The sequence below is a fragment of the Achromobacter sp. JD-1 genome, assembly GCF_038594925.1.
Lineage (GTDB): Bacteria > Pseudomonadota > Gammaproteobacteria > Burkholderiales > Burkholderiaceae_B > Achromobacter > Achromobacter spanius_C.
This window is the reverse complement of record NZ_JBCGCS010000004.1, coordinates 313,423-330,800: the sequence shown is the minus strand read 5'-3', so window position 1 is coordinate 330,800 and position 17,378 is coordinate 313,423. Positions and strand designations below refer to the sequence as shown.

At 67.5% G+C, this 17,378-nt stretch carries 19 protein-coding genes; 13 read left to right on the top strand and 6 right to left on the bottom strand.

From position 1 onward, the window contains the following. The first annotated feature begins 57 nt into the window (after positions 1-57). Positions 58-723 carry a flavodoxin family protein gene (locus WBR68_RS09390; RefSeq protein ID WP_230694027.1) on the top strand — a complete coding sequence of 222 codons (666 nt, stop codon included), beginning with the start codon at positions 58-60 and terminating at the stop codon, positions 721-723. On the opposite strand, the gene WBR68_RS09385 is transcribed toward WBR68_RS09390, so the two are convergent. The 6 genes from WBR68_RS09385 to WBR68_RS09360 all read right to left on the bottom strand — a co-directional run bounded on the left by WBR68_RS09385 (position 648) and on the right by WBR68_RS09360 (position 6,300). Continuing rightward, positions 648-1,538 carry an AraC family transcriptional regulator gene (locus tag WBR68_RS09385; protein WP_050450373.1) on the bottom strand — a complete coding sequence of 297 codons (891 nt, stop codon included), beginning with the start codon at positions 1,536-1,538 and terminating at the stop codon, positions 648-650. The two genes, WBR68_RS09390 and WBR68_RS09385, sit on opposite strands and share 76 nt — an antisense overlap. Positions 1,539-1,578: 40 nt before the next feature. Beyond that, a complete protein-coding gene (locus WBR68_RS09380; protein WP_230694026.1) occupies positions 1,579-2,574 on the bottom strand; it encodes a proline dehydrogenase family protein in 996 nt (331 codons plus the stop codon). An 83-nt stretch (positions 2,575-2,657) separates the two neighbouring features. Next, on the bottom strand, positions 2,658-3,905 hold the full coding sequence (locus WBR68_RS09375) for a D-amino acid dehydrogenase (RefSeq protein WP_230694025.1): 1,248 nt from the start codon (positions 3,903-3,905) through the stop codon (positions 2,658-2,660). 111 nt (positions 3,906-4,016) lie between these two features. Beyond that, complete coding sequence (locus tag WBR68_RS09370; RefSeq protein WP_127184150.1) at positions 4,017-4,454, bottom strand: Rrf2 family transcriptional regulator; 438 nt, start codon at positions 4,452-4,454, stop codon at positions 4,017-4,019. A gap of 55 nt (positions 4,455-4,509) precedes the next feature. Continuing rightward, positions 4,510-5,727 carry an NO-inducible flavohemoprotein gene (hmpA, locus tag WBR68_RS09365; protein WP_127184149.1) on the bottom strand — a complete coding sequence of 406 codons (1,218 nt, stop codon included), beginning with the start codon at positions 5,725-5,727 and terminating at the stop codon, positions 4,510-4,512. A gap of 102 nt (positions 5,728-5,829) precedes the next feature. Beyond that, complete coding sequence (locus tag WBR68_RS09360; protein ID WP_230694024.1) at positions 5,830-6,300, bottom strand: 4'-phosphopantetheinyl transferase family protein; 471 nt, start codon at positions 6,298-6,300, stop codon at positions 5,830-5,832. Between the two features lie 303 nt (positions 6,301-6,603). Between WBR68_RS09360 and WBR68_RS09355 the strand changes: the two genes are divergently transcribed. Genes WBR68_RS09355 through WBR68_RS09300 form a run of 12 tightly spaced genes read left to right on the top strand, consistent with a single transcriptional unit; the run spans position 6,604 to position 17,371 of the window. Continuing rightward, entirely contained in the window at positions 6,604-7,368 is a 765-nt protein-coding gene (locus WBR68_RS09355; protein ID WP_230694023.1) for a beta-ketoacyl synthase chain length factor, read from the top strand. Continuing rightward, a complete protein-coding gene (locus tag WBR68_RS09350; protein ID WP_127184147.1) occupies positions 7,365-8,210 on the top strand; it encodes a lysophospholipid acyltransferase family protein in 846 nt (281 codons plus the stop codon). Before WBR68_RS09355 ends, WBR68_RS09350 begins: the two co-directional genes overlap by 4 nt. Further along, positions 8,207-8,467: a phosphopantetheine-binding protein gene (locus WBR68_RS09345; protein ID WP_050450366.1), complete on the top strand. Its 261-nt coding sequence runs from the start codon at positions 8,207-8,209 to the stop codon at positions 8,465-8,467. Before WBR68_RS09350 ends, WBR68_RS09345 begins: the two co-directional genes overlap by 4 nt. Positions 8,468-8,482: 15 nt before the next feature. After that, positions 8,483-8,737 carry an acyl carrier protein gene (locus tag WBR68_RS09340; RefSeq protein ID WP_050450365.1) on the top strand — a complete coding sequence of 85 codons (255 nt, stop codon included), beginning with the start codon at positions 8,483-8,485 and terminating at the stop codon, positions 8,735-8,737. After that, the gene (locus WBR68_RS09335; protein ID WP_050450364.1) at positions 8,734-9,282 is read left to right on the top strand and encodes a COG4648 family protein; all 549 of its coding nucleotides are present in this window, start codon (positions 8,734-8,736) and stop codon (positions 9,280-9,282) included. The genes WBR68_RS09340 and WBR68_RS09335 overlap by 4 nt, the downstream gene beginning before the upstream one ends. 3 nt (positions 9,283-9,285) lie before the next feature. Continuing rightward, positions 9,286-10,986, top strand: coding sequence for an AMP-binding protein (locus WBR68_RS09330; RefSeq protein ID WP_127184146.1), 1,701 nt, complete (start codon positions 9,286-9,288; stop codon positions 10,984-10,986). After that, positions 10,970-11,725: a glycosyltransferase family 2 protein gene (locus WBR68_RS09325; protein ID WP_230694022.1), complete on the top strand. Its 756-nt coding sequence runs from the start codon at positions 10,970-10,972 to the stop codon at positions 11,723-11,725. The genes WBR68_RS09330 and WBR68_RS09325 overlap by 17 nt, the downstream gene beginning before the upstream one ends. Beyond that, the gene (locus WBR68_RS09320; protein WP_230694021.1) at positions 11,722-12,654 is read left to right on the top strand and encodes an LpxL/LpxP family acyltransferase; all 933 of its coding nucleotides are present in this window, start codon (positions 11,722-11,724) and stop codon (positions 12,652-12,654) included. Before WBR68_RS09325 ends, WBR68_RS09320 begins: the two co-directional genes overlap by 4 nt. Beyond that, entirely contained in the window at positions 12,647-13,090 is a 444-nt protein-coding gene (locus WBR68_RS09315; RefSeq protein ID WP_230694020.1) for an acyl-CoA thioesterase, read from the top strand. The genes WBR68_RS09320 and WBR68_RS09315 overlap by 8 nt, the downstream gene beginning before the upstream one ends. Further along, a complete protein-coding gene (locus WBR68_RS09310) occupies positions 13,087-13,770 on the top strand; it encodes an outer membrane lipoprotein carrier protein LolA (RefSeq protein WP_230694019.1) in 684 nt (227 codons plus the stop codon). Before WBR68_RS09315 ends, WBR68_RS09310 begins: the two co-directional genes overlap by 4 nt. After that, entirely contained in the window at positions 13,754-16,081 is a 2,328-nt protein-coding gene (locus WBR68_RS09305; RefSeq protein ID WP_230694018.1) for an MMPL family transporter, read from the top strand. The genes WBR68_RS09310 and WBR68_RS09305 overlap by 17 nt, the downstream gene beginning before the upstream one ends. Before the next feature lie 42 nt (positions 16,082-16,123). Continuing rightward, positions 16,124-17,371, top strand: a complete 1,248-nt coding sequence (locus tag WBR68_RS09300) for an NAD(P)/FAD-dependent oxidoreductase (protein ID WP_230694017.1) — start codon at positions 16,124-16,126, stop codon at positions 17,369-17,371. Positions 17,372-17,378: the final 7 nt, after the last annotated feature.

The window sequence follows — 17,378 nt, the reverse complement described above, 5'->3', positions numbered from 1 at the left end:
GGAACGGGTGGTCCGTACATTGATGCATTGCACCTGCACCTAACTCAAGGACTCACCATGAATTCAAATCAGTCCACTCAACGCTTGCTTATCCTGGTGGGCAGCCCCCGCCGCGACGGCAACAGCGCGGCCCTGGGCGCGGCCGCGCAACGCGGCGCGAACGCCGCCGGGCTTGCCACCACCCTGCTCTTTCTGGACGACTACATCCACGGCTTCCTGTCGGACCTGCGGCATCAGCCCGCGCCTGACGACCGCTATCCGGAGCTGTTCCTTGAACATTTCCTGCCGGCCGACGGTGCCCTGATCTGCACACCGATCTATTGGTACGGCATGTCGGCGCAGACCAAAGCCTTCTTTGACCGCTCGTTCACCCACTACGCGGGCAGCGGGCCAGAGCCGGAACGGGTCAAGGCGCGCATGACCGGCAAGCGGCTGGGCCTGGCCGTGGCGTCTGAAGAAACCTACCCCGGCGCGGCGCTGGGCATCGTGCACCAGGTGCAGGAATACGCACGCTATACGCATTCGGATTTCGTGGGGTTCGTGCATGGCGCCGGCAACCTGCGCGGCGAAATCGCGGCCGACCCGCGCGCGCCCTTGTTGGCGGCCGAGCAACTGGGCGCCACGTTCTTCAGCCGGAAATACTCGGATTACCGGATCGAAACGCCGCGCGCTCGCAACGTCTGGGAATCCGCGCGCAGCAACGCGCCGGGCGTGCTGCCGTAAACCTGTTTGAACACACGGGTCAGGTGGGCCTGGTCCGCAAAGCCCACGGCCTGGGCGGCCTGCGCCAGGGGCAAGCCAGCGCGCAACAACACCCGCGCCCGCGCCACCCGCCAATTGCGCAGCCAGGCCTGCGGCGGCAGCCCGTAACGCCGCGCAAACTGCTTGACCAGCGTGGTGCGATGACGGTCCTGCGCGCGCGCCAGCGCTTCCAGGTCCGGCGCGCAAGCGGGGTCGGCGGCCATGCATTCGCGCAGCAAGGCGCAGACGTCCGGCTCGTTCTTTCCGCCGGCACTGTCGGCATCGTCCGTGCCATTGGCGCCGTCAGCCCCATTGGCGCCCTCCATATGCCCCGCGCCGATGGCGTCGCCGTGCGCCGCCAGAAGACCGAACAAGGCGGCCGAAATGCGTTCGCGGCGTTCGGCGTCGGGGATGGGGGCAGGCGTCAGCGCGGCCAGCCATTGTGCGCACAGCGCGGGCGCCGTGATGACCGGCGCGGCCAAGCGCGCGGCGGCGCCAAACCAGGCCTGCGCGTGGTCGTCGAACCAGGCGGCGTCGATGTACGCCATGCGGTAGGCCAAGGGCGCATCCGACGTGCCGCCCGTGTGCACCTGGCCTGGCGCGATCACCACCAGGTCGCCCGCGGCGGCCGAATACTCCACGCCATGCACCGTGAACGCGCAGTGGCCGTGTTCGACAGCGCCGATGGACCAGGCGTCGTGAAAATGCGGCGCGTAGCGATACGCGCGCAGGTCGGCGATCAGCACGTCGCCGGGCAAACCCGCGCCGCAATGCCAGATGTGTTGGGAAACCGCCATGGGATCGCCAAAAAAACGCTGGAAGAACGCAATACCGTCGTTAGCCGAAGTACCCGCCGTCGGCCTTCAACGAACGGGCCAGCAGCCACGCATTGCCGGGATTTTCGCCCACGCGGCGGATGGCGTAGGGCCACCAGTCGCCGCCAAAGGGCAGATAAACCCTGACGTTATAGCCCAAGCCGCGCAGCGCCAGTTGCCAGTCCGGCCGCACACCATAAAGCATTTCAAATTCAAACGCGTCGGGCGACCAGCCGCGCTCGCGCGCCAAGGCCATGATGGCGCCGGCCAGACGGTCATCATGCGTGCCGAACACGGGGTAGAAACCGGCCTCGCGGGCTTCGCGCGACAGCATGATGGCGGCCGCGTCCAGATAGGCGTGGTCGATGCGGTCGCGGCCCGCGTGGTCCAGCGCGCGCTCGGGAAACGCGCCCTTCACCAGGCGCAAGGACGTGTGCTGGCGGATTGCCCAGGCCAGGTCTTCCGGCGTGCGCCGCCGTCGCGCCTGCAAGGTCAGGCCGGCGGGCAACCCCGCTTCCAGCAAGCTGCGGTGCAAGGCGCAGGTGCGTTCGCGGATGCCGGCATCTTCCATGTCCAACACCATCCAGTTCTGTCCCGCGCCCGCCGCCTGTCCCACCGCCTGCGCCGTCCCCGGCCCCGCCGCCTGCCGCAGCGCCTGGCCGATGCGTCGCGCGTTGGCCTCGCCCAGGGCATCGCTGGCCATGTAGCCGATGGCGGTGGGGTCCACCGACACATGCACGTCCAGGCCCGCCGCGCCCAGCACGCCGCACGCGCGGATGGCCTGCGACACGTTGTGCTCGATGGCGGCCGGATCGGCCACGTATTCGCCCAGGTAGAACAGCGATGCCCGGATGCCGTGCGTGTCGCGCAGCCGCAGCGCGGTGCGCACGGCGGTGTCCACGTCCGCCCCGCCCACAAAGCGCTGCGCCAGCGACGTGCGCGCCGCCACCGCCCGCATGGCGCGCCCCATCGCGGGGCTACGCGCCAGCGCGATGGTGGTTCTTTGGAAAATGCTCATGGATGCTCCCGCTAGAGAGCAACACTATGGCGGCGCGGCGTGGGCTTGTATTGAACGCCCGTGAATCCGGAACCCCTTCGGATTCAAGGCCGGAACGGCCCGGGGTCCAGCGGCAATTCCAGGCCGGCCATCTGCGCCGTCAGCAGCGCGGCGCTGCCGCAGGCCAAGGTAAAGCCCAAGGCGCCCTGGCCAATGTTGAGCCACAGGTTGTCGGCCGCGGGGCTGCGCCCAATCAGCGGTTTGCTGGTCGGCGTGGCGGGACGCAGGCCAGCCCAGGGAATGGCCTGGGACAGGTCCAGCCCCGGAAATGCCTCGTGCACCTGCTGCTTCAACAGCGCCACGCGCGCCGGATCAATATCGGCGTTGTCGCTGCCGATATCCACCATGGCGGCAATGCGCAGCACCTTGCCCACGCGCGCGTAGACGATGCGGCGTTCGTAGTCCGTGACGCTGATGCGCGGAGCCACGGTGTCGTCGTCGGACAAGGGCACGCTCAGGCTGTAGCCCTTCAGCGGATACAGGGGCACGTCATGCCCCAGCGGCTTGAGCAGCGCGCGGGTGCCGATGCCGGTGGCCAGCACAATGGCGTCGGCGCCGATATCGCCGTTGCGCGTGTTCACGGCCACGATGCGGCGGCCCTCCCGCTGCAATCCGGTTACCGGGTTGGACATCGCGCATTCCACGTTGCCCAGCAATTGCAGGCGGTCGAACAGGCCTTCGGTGAACTGGCGGCAGTCGCCGGTTTCTTCGCTGGGGGTGTAGATGGCGCCGGCCAGCTTGCTGCCCATGGCGGCAAGCGCGGGTTCCATCGCCAAGGTCTGCGGGGCGTCCAGCACCTGCTGCTGGGCGCCATGGTCCGCCTGGTAGGCCACCAGCGCGCGCGCCTTGTCCAGCAAGGCCGCGCTGCGATAGGCGATCAGCTTGCCGTTTTTCAGGTGACCGAAATCCAGGTTTTCCTGTTCCAGCAACGTGTGCATGACGTCGCGGCTCAGGTAGGACAAGCCCAGCAATTGCGCGGTGGACGCCTTGGCGACCGACGCGCGGCACGCCAGGGCAAATTGCAGGCACCAACGCCATTGATGGGGGTCCAGCCTGGGCCGAAAGCGCAGCGGGGAATCCTGGCGCAGCAGCCAGCCGGGCACGCTGGGCAGCACGCCCGGGCCGGCCAGCGGGGCCACATAGCTATAGCTGAGCTGGCCGCCGTTGGCGTAGCTGGAGACTTCCGCCGGACGCGCCTGGCTGTCCACCAGCACCACGTCGTGGCCCTGGCGCGCCAGGAAATAGGCGGACGTCACACCGACCACGCCCGCACCGATTACGCAAACGCGCATGCCTTCATCCAAGAGAACAGGGAACGCCTCCATTCTGGAGCGCGCGCGGGCCGCCCGGCAAATGCCAAACGCCGCAGCATCCATAACAAAACATCATGCCCTGGGTTCAGTTCAGGCGGCGCGGTGCAGCTTGATGATGGCGGCGGCGGTGGGGTCGCGCACCAGATCGGCCAGGGTGTAGGCGTTAAGCGCGTCATAAAACGCCGCCAGCGTTTGCGCCAGCACGCCCGCCAGCCGGCAGGCGCCGTCCAGCGCACAGGGCGGCTCGCGGCAGTCGATCAAAGGCCCTTGCTGTTCCAGTTCGCGGATCAGGTCGCCCACCTGATAGGCGGACGGTTCGCGCGCCAGGCGCATGCCGCCGCCCTTGCCACGCACGGTGCTGACCCAGCCACGCTGCGACATGAAGTGCACCACTTTGACCAGGTGATTGCGCGACACGTCGAACCGCCCGGCGATCTCCGGGATGGTCACGGCGGCGGGCCGGTCACGGCATTGCGTCAGGTACATCAGGACGCGCAAGCCGAAGTCGGTGAATCGGGTCAGTTGCATGGCGTGGTTGGGGCCCTGGTCGGCCTGGGAATATCAGGCCGCCAGGATACACCGCTCAGGCGGGCGCGCCGCCGGTGCCGAACGCTTCGGCATGGATGCGGCCCGGCTCCACGCCCAGTTCCAGCAAGGCAGCGCGTTGCGCGGCCATGAAGGGCGCCGGCCCGCACAGGTAGTAGTCGGCGCCGGGCACGATGGCGTCGTCCGTGATGGCGCGCAGGTCCACGCGGCCGCGATGGTCGTAGTCCACCCCGGCCTGGTCGCCGTGGCCCACCTCTTCGTAGAAAACCGCCTTGCGCACGTTGCCGCGCTCGGCCGCAATCTGGTTCACATGGTCTTTCATGGCGTGCACCGAACGGTTGCGACAGCCGTGAACAAAACGGATCTGGCGTTCGTCGTTGGCGCGGACCAGGTGATTCAGGATGGACACCATGGGGGTCAGGCCGACGCCGCCGCTGACCAACACCACGGGCGCATCGCTGTCGTCCTTCAAATGGAAATCGCCCTGCGGCGGCGCTACGTCCAGCACGCCGCCCTCTTGCAGGCGGTCATGCAAGGCGTTGGACACGCGCCCCGCCGGCGTGTCGGCCCCCGCCGCTTCGCGCTTGACGGAAATGCGCAGGCGGTCCTGGCCGGGCGCGTCCGACAAGCTGTATTGGCGCGGCTGCATCAGGCCCAGCTCGGGCACATACACGCGCACCGACACGTACTGCCCCGGGCGATACGCTGGCACGGCGCCCCCATCGGACGGCGCCAGGTAGAAGGACGTGATCTCGGCGCTTTCCGGCTGCTTGCCCACCACGCGGAACGCGCGCCAACCCGTCCAGCCGCCCGGCTTGGCGGCCGATTCCGCGTACAGGCGGGATTCTTCGGCAATCAGCAGATCGGCCAACTGGCCGTAGGCGGCGGCCCAGGCGTCGACCAGTTCATCAGTAGCGTCCGCACCCAGCACTTCGCGGATGGACGCCAGCAAATGCTTGCCCACGATGGCGTAGTGCTCGGGCCGGATGCCCAGGCTGACGTGCTTGTGCACGATGCGCGTCACCACGGGCGCCAGCACGGACGGGTCGTCAATGTGTTCGGCATACGCCGTCACCGCGCCCGCCAAGGCGTGCTGCTGCTGGCCGCCGGCCTGATGACCCTGATTGAAAACCTGCTTCAGCTCGGGGTTGTGTTCGAACATGCGCGCATAGAAATGGCGCGTCAACGCCACGCCGTGCGTCTTGAGGACGGGGGCCGTGGCTTTGACCAGCGCGCGGACTTGGGGGCTCAACATCTGCTGCTCCTTGAAGGGCGATCGGGGATCGCTTTTTAAACATGCATTAATAATACATCTTTAAATCCGAAGGACAAAACGAAGATCCATACGTTTGTAATGTCAGTCAGCGTCGCGTAGCCATTCGCCAACAAGTGTTAGCGCAGGCAATGCGCAACCCACGGCGCCCCGCCATGTTGGATACGTTGTGTAGTCAGTGGGACCCCGCCAGACCACCGACGCCATCCAAGCGCTGCCCAGGCGCCAACTGCACGCGCGCCAATTACCGGGTGGAGCCCGCAAGCGCCATCGGCCGTCTGTACCCGGGTCCAGCCCGAACAAGGCCATATCGGCAGGGAAATCCAGCGCCGCCGCCTTGATGAAGGCCTCTTTCAGCGTCCACAGCAGATAAAAGAGCTGGCCTTGCGCCGGCCCCGTCAGCGCCGCCAGCGCGGCGGCCTCTTGCGGCGAACATACCCATTGCGCCAGCCGGGCAAAATCTCGCGGGCGCAGGCTTTCAAGGTCGGCGCCCAGCGCCCATCCCGCTGGCGCGCTGGCGCAGACGGCATGGCCGCCGCTGTGGCTAAGCGACATCACCGCTCCAGGGGCGGCAGTCCGCCTGACCTCGTGCTTGAGCGCGCGGCTGACCCGCCAGTCTTCCTGGGCTTTGGGGCCTGTCCGCCCGGACACGCGCGCCCTGTCCTCCAGGGACAAGTTCTCCACTAGATAGTGATCGGCGGCGCCTTTGTCCGCCCAATACATGAATAGTTCCTGAATATCCACAGCAATAGGTAACCGATTATATGTACCGTAAACCTGCCCCGTAGCTAATAGACAAGAACAAAGTAACCATTAAAAACAAAGTCCGCGCAACTGGCCATAGTAGAATCGCGCGCTATGTTGACGTTTTCAATCGCGCAATGGCAAGGTTGGACGCAAGGAATGGAGTCGCCCGACGACTGGTATTACTGGGCGCAACACCCTTACTGCCCCCTGGATAGCCCTCGCGCGCCCCGCCTGGATTTTTTGCCGCCCATGCAACGCCGCCGACTCAGCCCATTGGCTCGCGCGGTGTTCGAGTGCGCGTGGCCGCTGGCCGCCGATCGCCCCGCGATGCCGCTGGTGTTCGCCTCGCGGCACGGTGAAACCAGCCGCAATTTCGGCCTGCTGCAGTCCTTGGCGGCGGATGAGCCCTTGTCACCCACCGCGTTCGGCCTGTCCGTGCACAACGCCATCGCCGCGCAGTGGTCGATCATACGCCGCGAAACCACGGAATCGGTCGCCATTTCCGTGGACGACGACGGCCTGGAACACGCTTTCATCGAAGGCGCCATGCTGTTGGAACAGGGACATGACGACGTGCTGGTGGTGCTGGCCGAAGAGCGCCCGCCCGCCCCCTACGCCCCGTGGATCGACGACGTGCCCTACACCTACGCCGCCGCCTTTCACCTGCGCGCGGGCACTGAATGGACGCTGTCCATGGCGGCCGAGCCGGCCCGCCCAAACCCGCGCCCTGCCACCGATGCCGTCGCGCCCCCCGCCGCCGAGGCATCGCAAGCCTGGCCCAACCCCTTGAATCTGCTGCGCCACCTGACGCTGCGCACGCCCTCCTGGGGGCATGTGAATCGCGCTCGACGCTGGACCTGGACCCGCAACGCATGACTAGCCCTACCCAAACCCGCCAGGACTTCTGGCTCTGGCGCCTGGTGGCCACCGGCATGGCGTTCACGATGTTCGGCCTGGGCGGCGTGCTGCTGCGCGTGCTGGTCTTTCCGCCCCAGCGCCTGTTGCCGGGCGGCAAGCTGGAACGCCAGCGCCGCGCGCGCTGGGCGCTGAACGGCACGTTCCGCCTGTTCATCCGGTTCATGGTCCGCGTCGGCATCCTGACGGTGGAATTCAAGGGCGCTGAACGCCTGGGCAAGCCCGGGCAGATGATTCTGGCCAACCACCCGTCATTGCTAGACGTCGTTTTCCTGGTGGGCCATGTCAAGAACGCCAATTGCATCGTCAAGCACGGCCTGGCCACCAACCCATTCACGCGCGGCCCCATCGCCAACGCCGGCTACATCACGAACGACGAAAGCTTCGACATGTTCGACCGCGCCGCCGATGTGCTGCGCAACGGCGAAACCCTGATCGTCTTTCCGGAGGGCACGCGCACGCCCCCCGATGCCTTGCCGCAGTTTCACCGGGGCGCCTGCGCCATTGCACTGCGTGGGGCGCGCGTCGTCACACCTGTCGTCATCCGGATGAACCCGCGCAGCCTCACCAAGGGTGAACCGTGGTACCGAATTCCGGCGCGCCGGATGCGCTATGTGATCCAGGTGGGCGAAGACATCGACCCCACCGTCTGGAGCAGCGCGCACCCCCTGCCCGCCGCCGGACGCAAGATGAATGCCTGGCTGCATGCCTATTTCGAAGCCGAGCTGGCGCGCGCGCCGGCCGGTGCTGTCATGAACGAACAAGCCACCCCGGCGGGTGGCAGCGGAGTTGAAGCGGGATGAACCAACTGGAACTTGAGCTCAAGACGCTCGTCATCGAATCACTGGGGCTGGAAGACATCAGCCCCGACGACATCGCGTCCGACGCGCAACTCTTCGGCGACGGCCTGGGGCTGGACTCGGTCGATGCGCTGGAACTGGGCCTGGCGCTGCAAAAGCGCTACAGCATCGCCATCGACCCTGAAACGCGCAACATGCGCGAGCATTTCACCAGCATCAACAGCCTGGCGGCCTTTGTCACCGCCCAGCGGCGCGCCTGACGCATGGAGTCCACGATGCATACCCGCGAGGACATCTTCAATACGTTGCGCGATGCGCTGGTCGAACTGTTCGAGATCGAACCCGAGCGCGTCACGCCAGAGGCCCATCTGTACACCGATCTGGAAATCGACAGCATCGACGCCATCGACCTGATCGACCACGTGCGCCGCCAGACCGGCCGCAAGCTGGATGCGAACGACTTCCGCACGGTGCGCACCGTCGAGGACGTGGTTCAGGCCATGTGGCAAAAGCAGGCTCCCGACGCATGAGGCGCGGCGTGGCGGCCGGTTTGGCCGTAGCTGGCGTGGCGTACCCCTTCGTGGTGCATGCGACGCTGGGCCGGGTCAGCCCCGCGTGGCTGGCCTTGCCGCTGGCCGTGCTGTGGTTGTTGCGCGGCCTCACCGCGCGCGCCGGACAGCCCGGCGGCCGCTTGCTGCCCGCCGTTGCCGTCACCTTCTGCCTGATTCTTGCCCTGTGCAATACCGAGGCATGGCTGCGCTGGTATCCCGTGATGGTCAACGCGATGATGCTGGCCATCTTCGGCGCCAGCCTGCGCGTGGGCCGCCCGGTGGTCGAACAGCTGGCGCGCCTGCGCCACCCCAACCTGCCACCCGAAGGCGTGCGCTATACCCGCAACGTCACGCGCGCCTGGTGCGTGTTTTTCGCCTTGAACGGCGCGGTCGCGGCGGGTTTGGCGGCGTGGGGGCCGTGGAGCTGGTGGATGGCCTATAACGGCGCCATCAGCTATGGCTTGATGGGCCTGCTGATGGCAGGCGAATGGCTGCTGCGTCCAGCGGCCGCGAAGGCGGTTTAAGCCATGCGCTGGACACCGCTGGAACACCTGCTGCTGCCGTCGGACACCGCCGACAACCTGTGCATCGCCGACGACCCGCCGCTTGCGCGCGCCGCCTTCGCGCAAACCAGTCTGCGCGTGGCCGCGGCCTTGCAGGCGCGCGCGCCGCGCCGAGTGGCGCTGTGGTTCGACGACGCCGCGGCGCTGGCCGTAGCTCTCTTCGCCTGCTGGCGCGCGGGCGTCGTCGCCGTGCTTCCCGGCGACGCGCAGCCCGCCACCTGCGCCGCGCTGGACCCGGAAGTTGCCGGATGGCTCACCGACGCCGACCTGCCCCTGCCGCCTGCCCGACAATGGCGGCTGGCCGAGCTGCAAGACCATCCCCCGCTGGCGCCCGCCAGCCTGGACCCGTCCGTGGGCCTGGTGCTGTGTACCTCGGGATCAAGCGGTACGCCCAAGCCTCTGCACAAACCGTGGCGGCAATTGTCGGCAGAGGTCCAGGCCTTGCAGCAGCAATGGCCCGACCTGGATGCGCCCGTGCTGGGCAGCGTCTCGGCCCAGCACATGTATGGCCTGCCTTTCCGCGTGCTGTGGCCGCTATGCGCGGGCCGGCTGATCGACCGCCGCCAACGGCTTTATCCCGAAGAACTGCAAAAGGCCAGCCTGCGCTACCCGACCTTCACCTGGATCGCCAGCCCCGCCTTGCTGCGCCGCCTGGGACAACGGCTGGACTGGGCGCAACTGCGCGGCCGGCTGCTGCGCATCCACTCGTCGGGCGGCGCGCTGCCGACCGAGGTTTCCGACGACATTGAACGCGAACTGGGCCTGCGTCCCACCGAAATCTACGGCAGCTCTGAAACCGGCGCGGTCGCGTGGCGGCGCGGGTCGGCGGACTGGCAGCCGCTGCCGGGCGCGACCATCAGCGTGAACGCCGACGGCGCCTTGCGCGTGCAATCGCCGTGGGTGCATGCCGCCGACGAGCAAACTGCCGACGGCGCGCAGCTTAGCGCCAACGGCTTCCAGCTACTGGGCCGCCTGGACCGCATCGTCAAGATTGAAGAAAAGCGCATCTCGCTGCCCATGCTGGAACTGTCCTTGATGCGCCACGCCTATGTCAGCGACGCGCGCGTGGGCAGCGCCACCGGCGCCACGCGCCTGACGGGGCTGGTGGCGCTGTCGGCCACGGGCTTGCACGTACTGCGCAACCAGGGCCGCAAAACCGTCGTTGAGGCGCTGCGCGCGCACCTGGGCGCCGGTTTCGAATCCTTGGCCATTCCGCGCGCGTGGCGCTTTTTCAGGCACCTGCCCAGCAATGCTCAAGGCAAGCTGCCGCAGGCTTTGTTCGACGCGGCGGCCGGCCCACGCCCGGTTGACCCGATTGCTCAGGAAATACCCGGCCAGCCCGCCAACGAACGCCGCTACACGCTGGACATCCCCTACGACCTGGCTTTCTTCAGCGGGCATTTTCCATCCGTGCCCGTGGTGCCTGGCGTGGCCCAGATCAGTTGGGCCGTATCGATCGCCCAACGCGAGCTGTGCCCCGGCTTGCGCTTTAGCGGCATGGAAGCCTTGAAGTTCCAGCGCCTGCTGCGCCCGGGCGACCGCGCCCTGCTTGCCTTGCGCTGGGACGACACCAAACAGAAGCTGTATTTCACCTGCACGGTGGACGACGCCCCTTGCTCGTCCGGCCGCATTCCGCATCAAGACGACCATGGCGCAACAACATAAACTCTGCGCGGTCATCCCCGTCTATAACCACGGCGCCACCGTCGCGGCCGTGCATGCGCAATTGGCGGCGCAGGGCCTGCCCTGCGTGCTGGTGGACGACGGCTCTGAACCCGGCTGCGCCGCCGTGCTGGACGCATTGGCCGCGCAACCGCGCACGCATCTGATTCGCCGCAGCGAAAACGGCGGCAAGGGCGCGGCGGTGCAGGATGGCCTGCGCGCCGCCGCCACGTTCGGCTATACCCACGCCTTGCAGGTGGACGCCGACGGTCAGCACGCGCTGACGGACGCCGTGGCCTTGGCCGACGCTTCCCGCGCCCAGCCTCAAGCCGTGATCTGCGGCGCGCCGGTCTATGGCGACGACGTGCCGCGCAGCCGTCTTTATGGGCGCTGGCTGACCCGCGTCTGGGTATGGATCAACACGCTGTCGCTAGACATCCCCGACGCCATGTGCGGCTTTCGCGTCTATCCGCTGGCGCGCGTGCTGCCGGTCATTGAGCAGGCCAGCGTGGGCCGCCGCATGGATTTCGACATCGCCATCCTGGTGCGCCTGCATTGGAGCGGCGTGCCGATGGCCTGGCTGCCCACCCACGTCAGCTACCCCGAAGGCGGCGTCTCGCACTTCAAGGGCCTGCGCGACAACCTGCTGATCAGCCGCATGCATGCGCGGCTGTTCTTCGGCATGCTGGGCCGCGCGCCCGCCTTGCTTTGGCGCCGCCTGGCGCAAAAGGCACGATCGTGAGCGCCACAGATCCCCACTGGGCGCACCAGCCCGAGCGTGGCAGCCCCACGCTGATGCGCATGACGGCCTGGGCCGCCCGCAGGCTGGGCCGCCGCGTCGTGGCGCCGGTGGTGTGGTTGGTGGTGCTGTACTTCTACGCCTTCGGCGGTCGCGCGCGGCGCGCCATCGCGCAGTACCAGCAGCGGTTGACGCAAAGCACGGCGCGTCCATCACAACCCGTACCGCTGCCACGCACCCTGCCGGTGTACCGCCAGTACCTGGCGTTTGCCGACGCCATGCTGGACAAGCTGGATGTCTGGCAAGGCAAGATCACGATGTCGCACCTGGACATGTCCGACCCGGACGGCCTGCACGCGCAAATGGGCGTGGGCCGTGGCCAGATCCTGGTGGGCTCGCACCTGGGTAATATCGAAGTCTGCCGCGCGCTGGCGGAAAAGTCCGGCCTGCTGCGGCTGAACGTTTTGGTGCACAGCAAGCACGCGGTCCACTTCAACCGCCTGCTGGGCGAAGCGGGCGGCGGGCTGCGCATGATTCAAGTCAGCGAACTGGATGCGCCCGTCATGCTGGACCTGGCGCAGCGGCTGGATCGTGGCGAATGGCTAGCCATTGCCGGCGACCGCGTGCCGCTGCAAGGCGACCGCACAACCCTGGTTGATTTTCTGGGCGCCCGCGCCGCCCTGCCGCAAGGGCCGTGGCTACTGGCCGGCCTGCTGCGCTGCCCCGTCAACGTGCTGTTCTGCACGCGCCACGGCGCGCGCTATCGCGTCGCCATGGAACGCCTGTCCGATGGCATCGACTGGACGCGCGCAACGCGCCAGGAACGCATCGCCCACTGGGCGCAACGCTACGCCGACCGCCTTGCCGCGTATTGCCGCCAAGCGCCCTTGCAGTGGTTCAACTTCTACCCTTTCTGGAAAGACGATGCGTAAACGAGGCCTTATCGGCGCGGAAATCGACATCCGCGTGCCGTTCTTCGACGTCGATTCGCTCAACGTCGTATGGCACGGCCACTACGTGAAGTACCTGGAACAGGCGCGCTGCGAACTGCTGGACCAATTGGGCCACAACTACGACGCCATGCGCGCCAGCGGCTACGCCTGGCCGGTGATCGACCTGCATCTGCGCTACGCCCAGCCCGCCCAATTCGGCCAGCGCCTGACGGTGCGCGCCGAACTGGTGGAATGGGAAAACCGCTTGAAGATCAACTACCTGATCCTGGACGCGGCCACCGGCCAGCGGCTGACGCGCGGCACCTCGGAGCAAGTCGCGGTGTGCATCGAAACCCGCGAAATGCAATTGACGTCGCCCACCGTTTTCGTGGACGCCGTGCGGCGCAAGCTGCAAGCGCTGGAGTCCGCGGCATGAGCATGCTGAACATCAACGCGCTCGGCATGAACGTATTCCGTTCCCTGCACCGGGCCACTTGGATTCAGGCCACGCGCACCGCCGCGCATCGCATGGCTCTGCTGCTGTTGCTGGCCGCCCTGCCCGCGTACGCCCAGGCGTTTGGCCTGGACGACCTGCAAGCCCAGTTGCGCGCCACGCCCATTGTGCGCGGCCACTTCGTGCAGCAAAAATTCCTGCGCTCGCTGCCGCAACCGCTGACCAGCCGGGGCGACTTCACGTTGGCCGCCGGCAAAGGACTGTTGTGGCTGCTGCGCACGCCCATCGCGCAAGATCTGCGCATCAACGCCAAGGGCATTGCGCGGCGCGACGAATCCGGCGCCTGGCAAGCCCTGCCGCAGCAAACCGGCTCCAGCCGCGAGAACCAGCTGTTCCTGGCGGTGCTGGCGGGCGACACGAAGGGCTTGCAAGAAAACTTCGACCTCACGCTCACGGGCCAGGCCCACGCCTGGCAGTTGCTGTTGACACCCCGCTCCGCCTTGCTGCGCCAGATCTTCGACAATATCCAGATCAACGGCGGCAAGCTTGTCGACCGCATCGAATTACGCGAAACCCAGGGCGACCGCAGCGTCCTGCAAATGACGGACGCGGCCCCCGCCGATGCACTGACCCCCGAGGAGCAACGTGCGTTTGCCGATTGAGCGCTGGCTGCCACGGCTCTTCAAGCTGGGCTTGTTGCTGGTGCTGTGCGCGGGCGCCTGGCAGTGCCGCCATGGCTGGCCGGTGTCCGCCAACCTGATGGAACTGGTGCCGCACGCCCAGGCCGACGCCACGCGGCAGTTGGCCGAAGCCCGCATCCAGGAGCCGCTGTCGCGGCAGTTGCTGGCGCTGGTGGCCGCGCCGCCTGGCGCCGACCCGGTTGCGCCCGCGCGCGCCTTGGCCGAGCGCTTGCGGGCAAGCGGCCTGTTTGCGTCGGTACAGCTTGAATTGAATGTGGACGTGCCCGCGCTGCGCGCGCAACTGCTGGCGGGCCGGCTTGCCATGCTGCCGGTGGCTGACCGCGAACAACTGGCCTCCGACCCCACCGCCTACGCCCAGCGGCGCGCGCGTGAGTTGTCCGACCCGTTTTCATCGTCGGGGCTGGTGTCCGTGGATCAAGACTGGCTGGGCCTGACGCGGCGCGCCGAACAGGCGCTGCGCCCGGGCGGCACCGTGCAATACGACATGGGCAGCGGCACGCTGCAAGCCGATCACGGCGGTAGGCGCTGGGTGTTGGTGCGGGCCGAAACCCGCGCGGACGCTTTCGATACCGACGCGCCGCAAGACCTGTCGGCCCGCATCGATGACGCCCGGCAAGCGCTGCGCGCCGACGGCGCTGAATTGTTGGTGGCGGGCGGCCCGCTATACGCCGCGGCCGGGCGGGCGCAGGCCATGGCGGAAAGTGCATGGATCGGGTCCATCGCCTTGGCGGCCATCGTCCTGGTGCTGCTGTTGGCCTTGCGCCGCGTGCGCGCCCTGCTGGCGTTCGTGCCCGTGGCGGTGGGCTTGCTGACCGGCGCGGTGGCCTGCGTTGCGGTGTTCGGTTCGATCCATGTGCTGACGCTGGTGATCGGCGCCAGCCTGATTGGCGTGGCGGTGGACTTTCCCATGCATTGGCTAGGCAAAAGCTATGGCATGCCCGACTGGCAAGCGTGGCCCGCGTTGCGCCGCGTGTTGCCGGGGCTGAGCATCAGCCTGGCGGCAAGTCTGGTCGGCTATATCGCGCTGGCCTTCACCCCGTTTCCCGCACTGACACAGACCGCCGTGTTTTCGGCGGCTGGCCTGTTGGGCGCTTACGCCTGCACGGTGTGTCAGTTGCCGGTCTGGATGAACGGCTGGCAACCCCGCCCCTGGCCGCCTTTGCTGCAAGCCGCCGAGGCCGCGCTGCGCCTGCGCGAACGCCTGGCGGGCCGGCGCGTGCTGTTGGTGGTCGGCGCGCTGGCGCTCAGCGCCGCGACGGTCGGCGGCATCAGCCGCCTTGTCATCCAGGACGACCTGCGCCAATGGCTGAGCCTGCCCGCGCCGCTGTTGCAGCAGGCGCGCCAGATCGGCGAGATCACCGGCTACACGCCCACCAGCCAGTTCTTCCTGGTGCGCGGCGCCAACGCTGATGAACTGCTGCGCAGGCAGGCCCAAGTGGCCAACAAGCTGGACGCGCTGGTCAAGCGCGGCGATCTTGCCGGCTACAACGCGCTGAGCCAACTGGTGTCGCCCGCTGAAGACCAGCGTGCGCTGGGCCAACGCCTGGCAGCCCTGGCCCAACAGCCGCAGGTGTGGAAGCCATTGACCGACATTGGCATCCCCTTCGACGCCGTGCAACACGAACTGCAAGCCCTGGCGGCGCTGCCCACGCTTAGCATCGACGCCGCACTGCAAGGGCCGCTGGCCGAACGCTGGCGCGCGCAGTGGCTGGGGCTGCACGGCGGCCAGGCAGCCGGCATGGTCACCTTGCTGGGCCTGCGCAACACCGCCGCGCTGGAGGGCATCACGCAAGGGCTGCCCGGAGTCGAACTGGTGGACCGCAGTGGTGACCTGAACCGGATGTTCGCGTCCACCCGCATCGAAGCCGCCGAACTCAAGCTGCTGTCCTACGTGGTGGCGGCGGCGTTGCTGTTGCTGACCCTGGGCCGCGCCGCCACCTGGCGCATCCTGGCGGTGCCCGTGGCCGCCACCGCCTGCGCCCTGGCGGCCCTGGGATACCTGGGCCAGCCGCTGACCTTGTTCAGCCTGTTCGGCCTGCTGCTGGTGTCCGCCATCGGCGTGGACTACGCCATCTTCATGTACGAGCGCGTGGCGGGCGCGGCAGCCAGCCTGGTCGGCATCTTGCTGGGCGCCGTCACCACGCTGCTGTCGTTCGGCTTGCTGGCCGTGAGCCTGACGCCCGCCATCGCCAACTTCGGCATGGCGGTGGCGCTGGGCGTCGCCTTTTCCTTGCTGTGGTCACCCTGGGTGCGTCCGCCCCCGGCGGCCTGATCGTGGCCGAACTTTTATTGCACCGACATGGAATCAACTCGCATGGAACATCGTGAAGTCGTCGTCATTGGAGCAGGCCCCGCTGGCGCGGTCGCGGCCGCGCTGCTCAAGCGGCAAGGCCACGATGTGCTGATGCTGGAACGCCAACAGTTCCCGCGCTTTTCCATCGGCGAAAGCCTGCTGGCCCACTGCCTGGAATTCGTGGAAGAAGCCGGCATGATGCCCGCCGTGAACGCGGCGGGCTTTCAAGTGAAGAACGGCGCCGCCTTTGCGCGCGGCGACGACTACACCTACTTTGACTTCCGCGACAAATTCACCGCCGGCCCCGGCACCACCTTCCAGGTGCAGCGCGCGCAGTTCGACAAGGTGCTGGCCGACGACGCCGCCCGCCAGGGTGTGGACGTGCGCTACCAGCAGGAAGTGACCGCCGCTGATTTCAGCAGCGAGCAGCCCGTGCTGAACGTGCGTGGCGCCAACGGCGACAACTATCAGGTTCAGACCCGCTTCGTGCTGGACGCCAGCGGCTACGGCCGAGTGCTGGCGCGTCTGCTGGACCTGGAACGTCCGTCGTCCATGCCCCCGCGCAAGGCCATCTTCACGCACATCGAAGACCGCATCGACGACCCCGGTTTCGACCGCGAGAAGATCCTGATCAGCGTGCATCCCGAACAGCCCGACATCTGGTACTGGCTGATTCCGTTTTCCAACGGGCGCTGTTCCTTCGGCGTGGTGGGCGGACAAGACCTGTTCGGCGGCCCCGACCAAGACTTGATGACGACGCTGCGCGCCATGGCGGACGCCGCCCCGAACCTCAAGCGCGTGCTGGCCAACGCGGTCTGGGACACGCCCGCCAACACCATCGGCGGCTACTCGGCCAGCGTCACGCGGCTGCACGGCCCCGGCTATGCGCTGCTGGGCAACGCCGCCGAATTCCTGGACCCGGTGTTTTCGTCGGGCGTCACCATCGCCCTGCGTTCGTCCAAGCTGGCCACCGACGCCTTGCACCGCCAATTGGGCGGCGAACTGGTTGATTGGCAGGCCGATTTTGCCAACCCCCTGATGCTGGGCGTGGAAACCTTCCGCGCCTATGTGCAGGGCTGGTACAGCGGCGAATTCCAGGACGTGGTGTTCCACAAGAACCCGCAGCCGGAAATCCGCCGCATGATCAGTTCCATCCTGGCCGGCTACGCCTGGGACACGGCCAACCCCTTCGTCGCCAGCCCGCAACGCCGCCTGCGCATGCTGAGCGAACTTTGCCGTGTCGCCGCCACGCAAGCGGAAGCGGTCTGACGCGCAT

Excerpts from the sequence above, each read along its gene's own strand:
- WBR68_RS09350 (WP_127184147.1), top strand. The coding sequence starts at position 7,365 with ATGACTAGCCCTACCCAAACCCGCCAGGACTTCTGGCTCTGGCGCCTG.
- WBR68_RS09330 (WP_127184146.1), top strand. The coding sequence starts at position 9,286 with ATGCGCTGGACACCGCTGGAACACCTGCTGCTGCCGTCGGACACCGCC.
- WBR68_RS09325 (WP_230694022.1), top strand. The coding sequence starts at position 10,970 with ATGGCGCAACAACATAAACTCTGCGCGGTCATCCCCGTCTATAACCAC.
- WBR68_RS09300 (WP_230694017.1), top strand. The coding sequence starts at position 16,124 with ATGGAACATCGTGAAGTCGTCGTCATTGGAGCAGGCCCCGCTGGCGCG.
- WBR68_RS09340 (WP_050450365.1), top strand. The coding sequence starts at position 8,483 with ATGCATACCCGCGAGGACATCTTCAATACGTTGCGCGATGCGCTGGTC.
- hmpA (WP_127184149.1), bottom strand. The coding sequence starts at position 5,727 with ATGTTGAGCCCCCAAGTCCGCGCGCTGGTCAAAGCCACGGCCCCCGTC.
- WBR68_RS09380 (WP_230694026.1), bottom strand. The coding sequence starts at position 2,574 with ATGAGCATTTTCCAAAGAACCACCATCGCGCTGGCGCGTAGCCCCGCG.
- WBR68_RS09335 (WP_050450364.1), top strand. The coding sequence starts at position 8,734 with ATGAGGCGCGGCGTGGCGGCCGGTTTGGCCGTAGCTGGCGTGGCGTAC.
- WBR68_RS09360 (WP_230694024.1), bottom strand. The coding sequence starts at position 6,300 with ATGTCGCTTAGCCACAGCGGCGGCCATGCCGTCTGCGCCAGCGCGCCA.
- WBR68_RS09315 (WP_230694020.1), top strand. The coding sequence starts at position 12,647 with ATGCGTAAACGAGGCCTTATCGGCGCGGAAATCGACATCCGCGTGCCG.
- WBR68_RS09310 (WP_230694019.1), top strand. The coding sequence starts at position 13,087 with ATGAGCATGCTGAACATCAACGCGCTCGGCATGAACGTATTCCGTTCC.
- WBR68_RS09355 (WP_230694023.1), top strand. The coding sequence starts at position 6,604 with ATGTTGACGTTTTCAATCGCGCAATGGCAAGGTTGGACGCAAGGAATG.
- WBR68_RS09385 (WP_050450373.1), bottom strand. The coding sequence starts at position 1,538 with ATGGCGGTTTCCCAACACATCTGGCATTGCGGCGCGGGTTTGCCCGGC.
- WBR68_RS09390 (WP_230694027.1), top strand. The coding sequence starts at position 58 with ATGAATTCAAATCAGTCCACTCAACGCTTGCTTATCCTGGTGGGCAGC.
- WBR68_RS09370 (WP_127184150.1), bottom strand. The coding sequence starts at position 4,454 with ATGCAACTGACCCGATTCACCGACTTCGGCTTGCGCGTCCTGATGTAC.
- WBR68_RS09345 (WP_050450366.1), top strand. The coding sequence starts at position 8,207 with ATGAACCAACTGGAACTTGAGCTCAAGACGCTCGTCATCGAATCACTG.
- WBR68_RS09375 (WP_230694025.1), bottom strand. The coding sequence starts at position 3,905 with ATGCGCGTTTGCGTAATCGGTGCGGGCGTGGTCGGTGTGACGTCCGCC.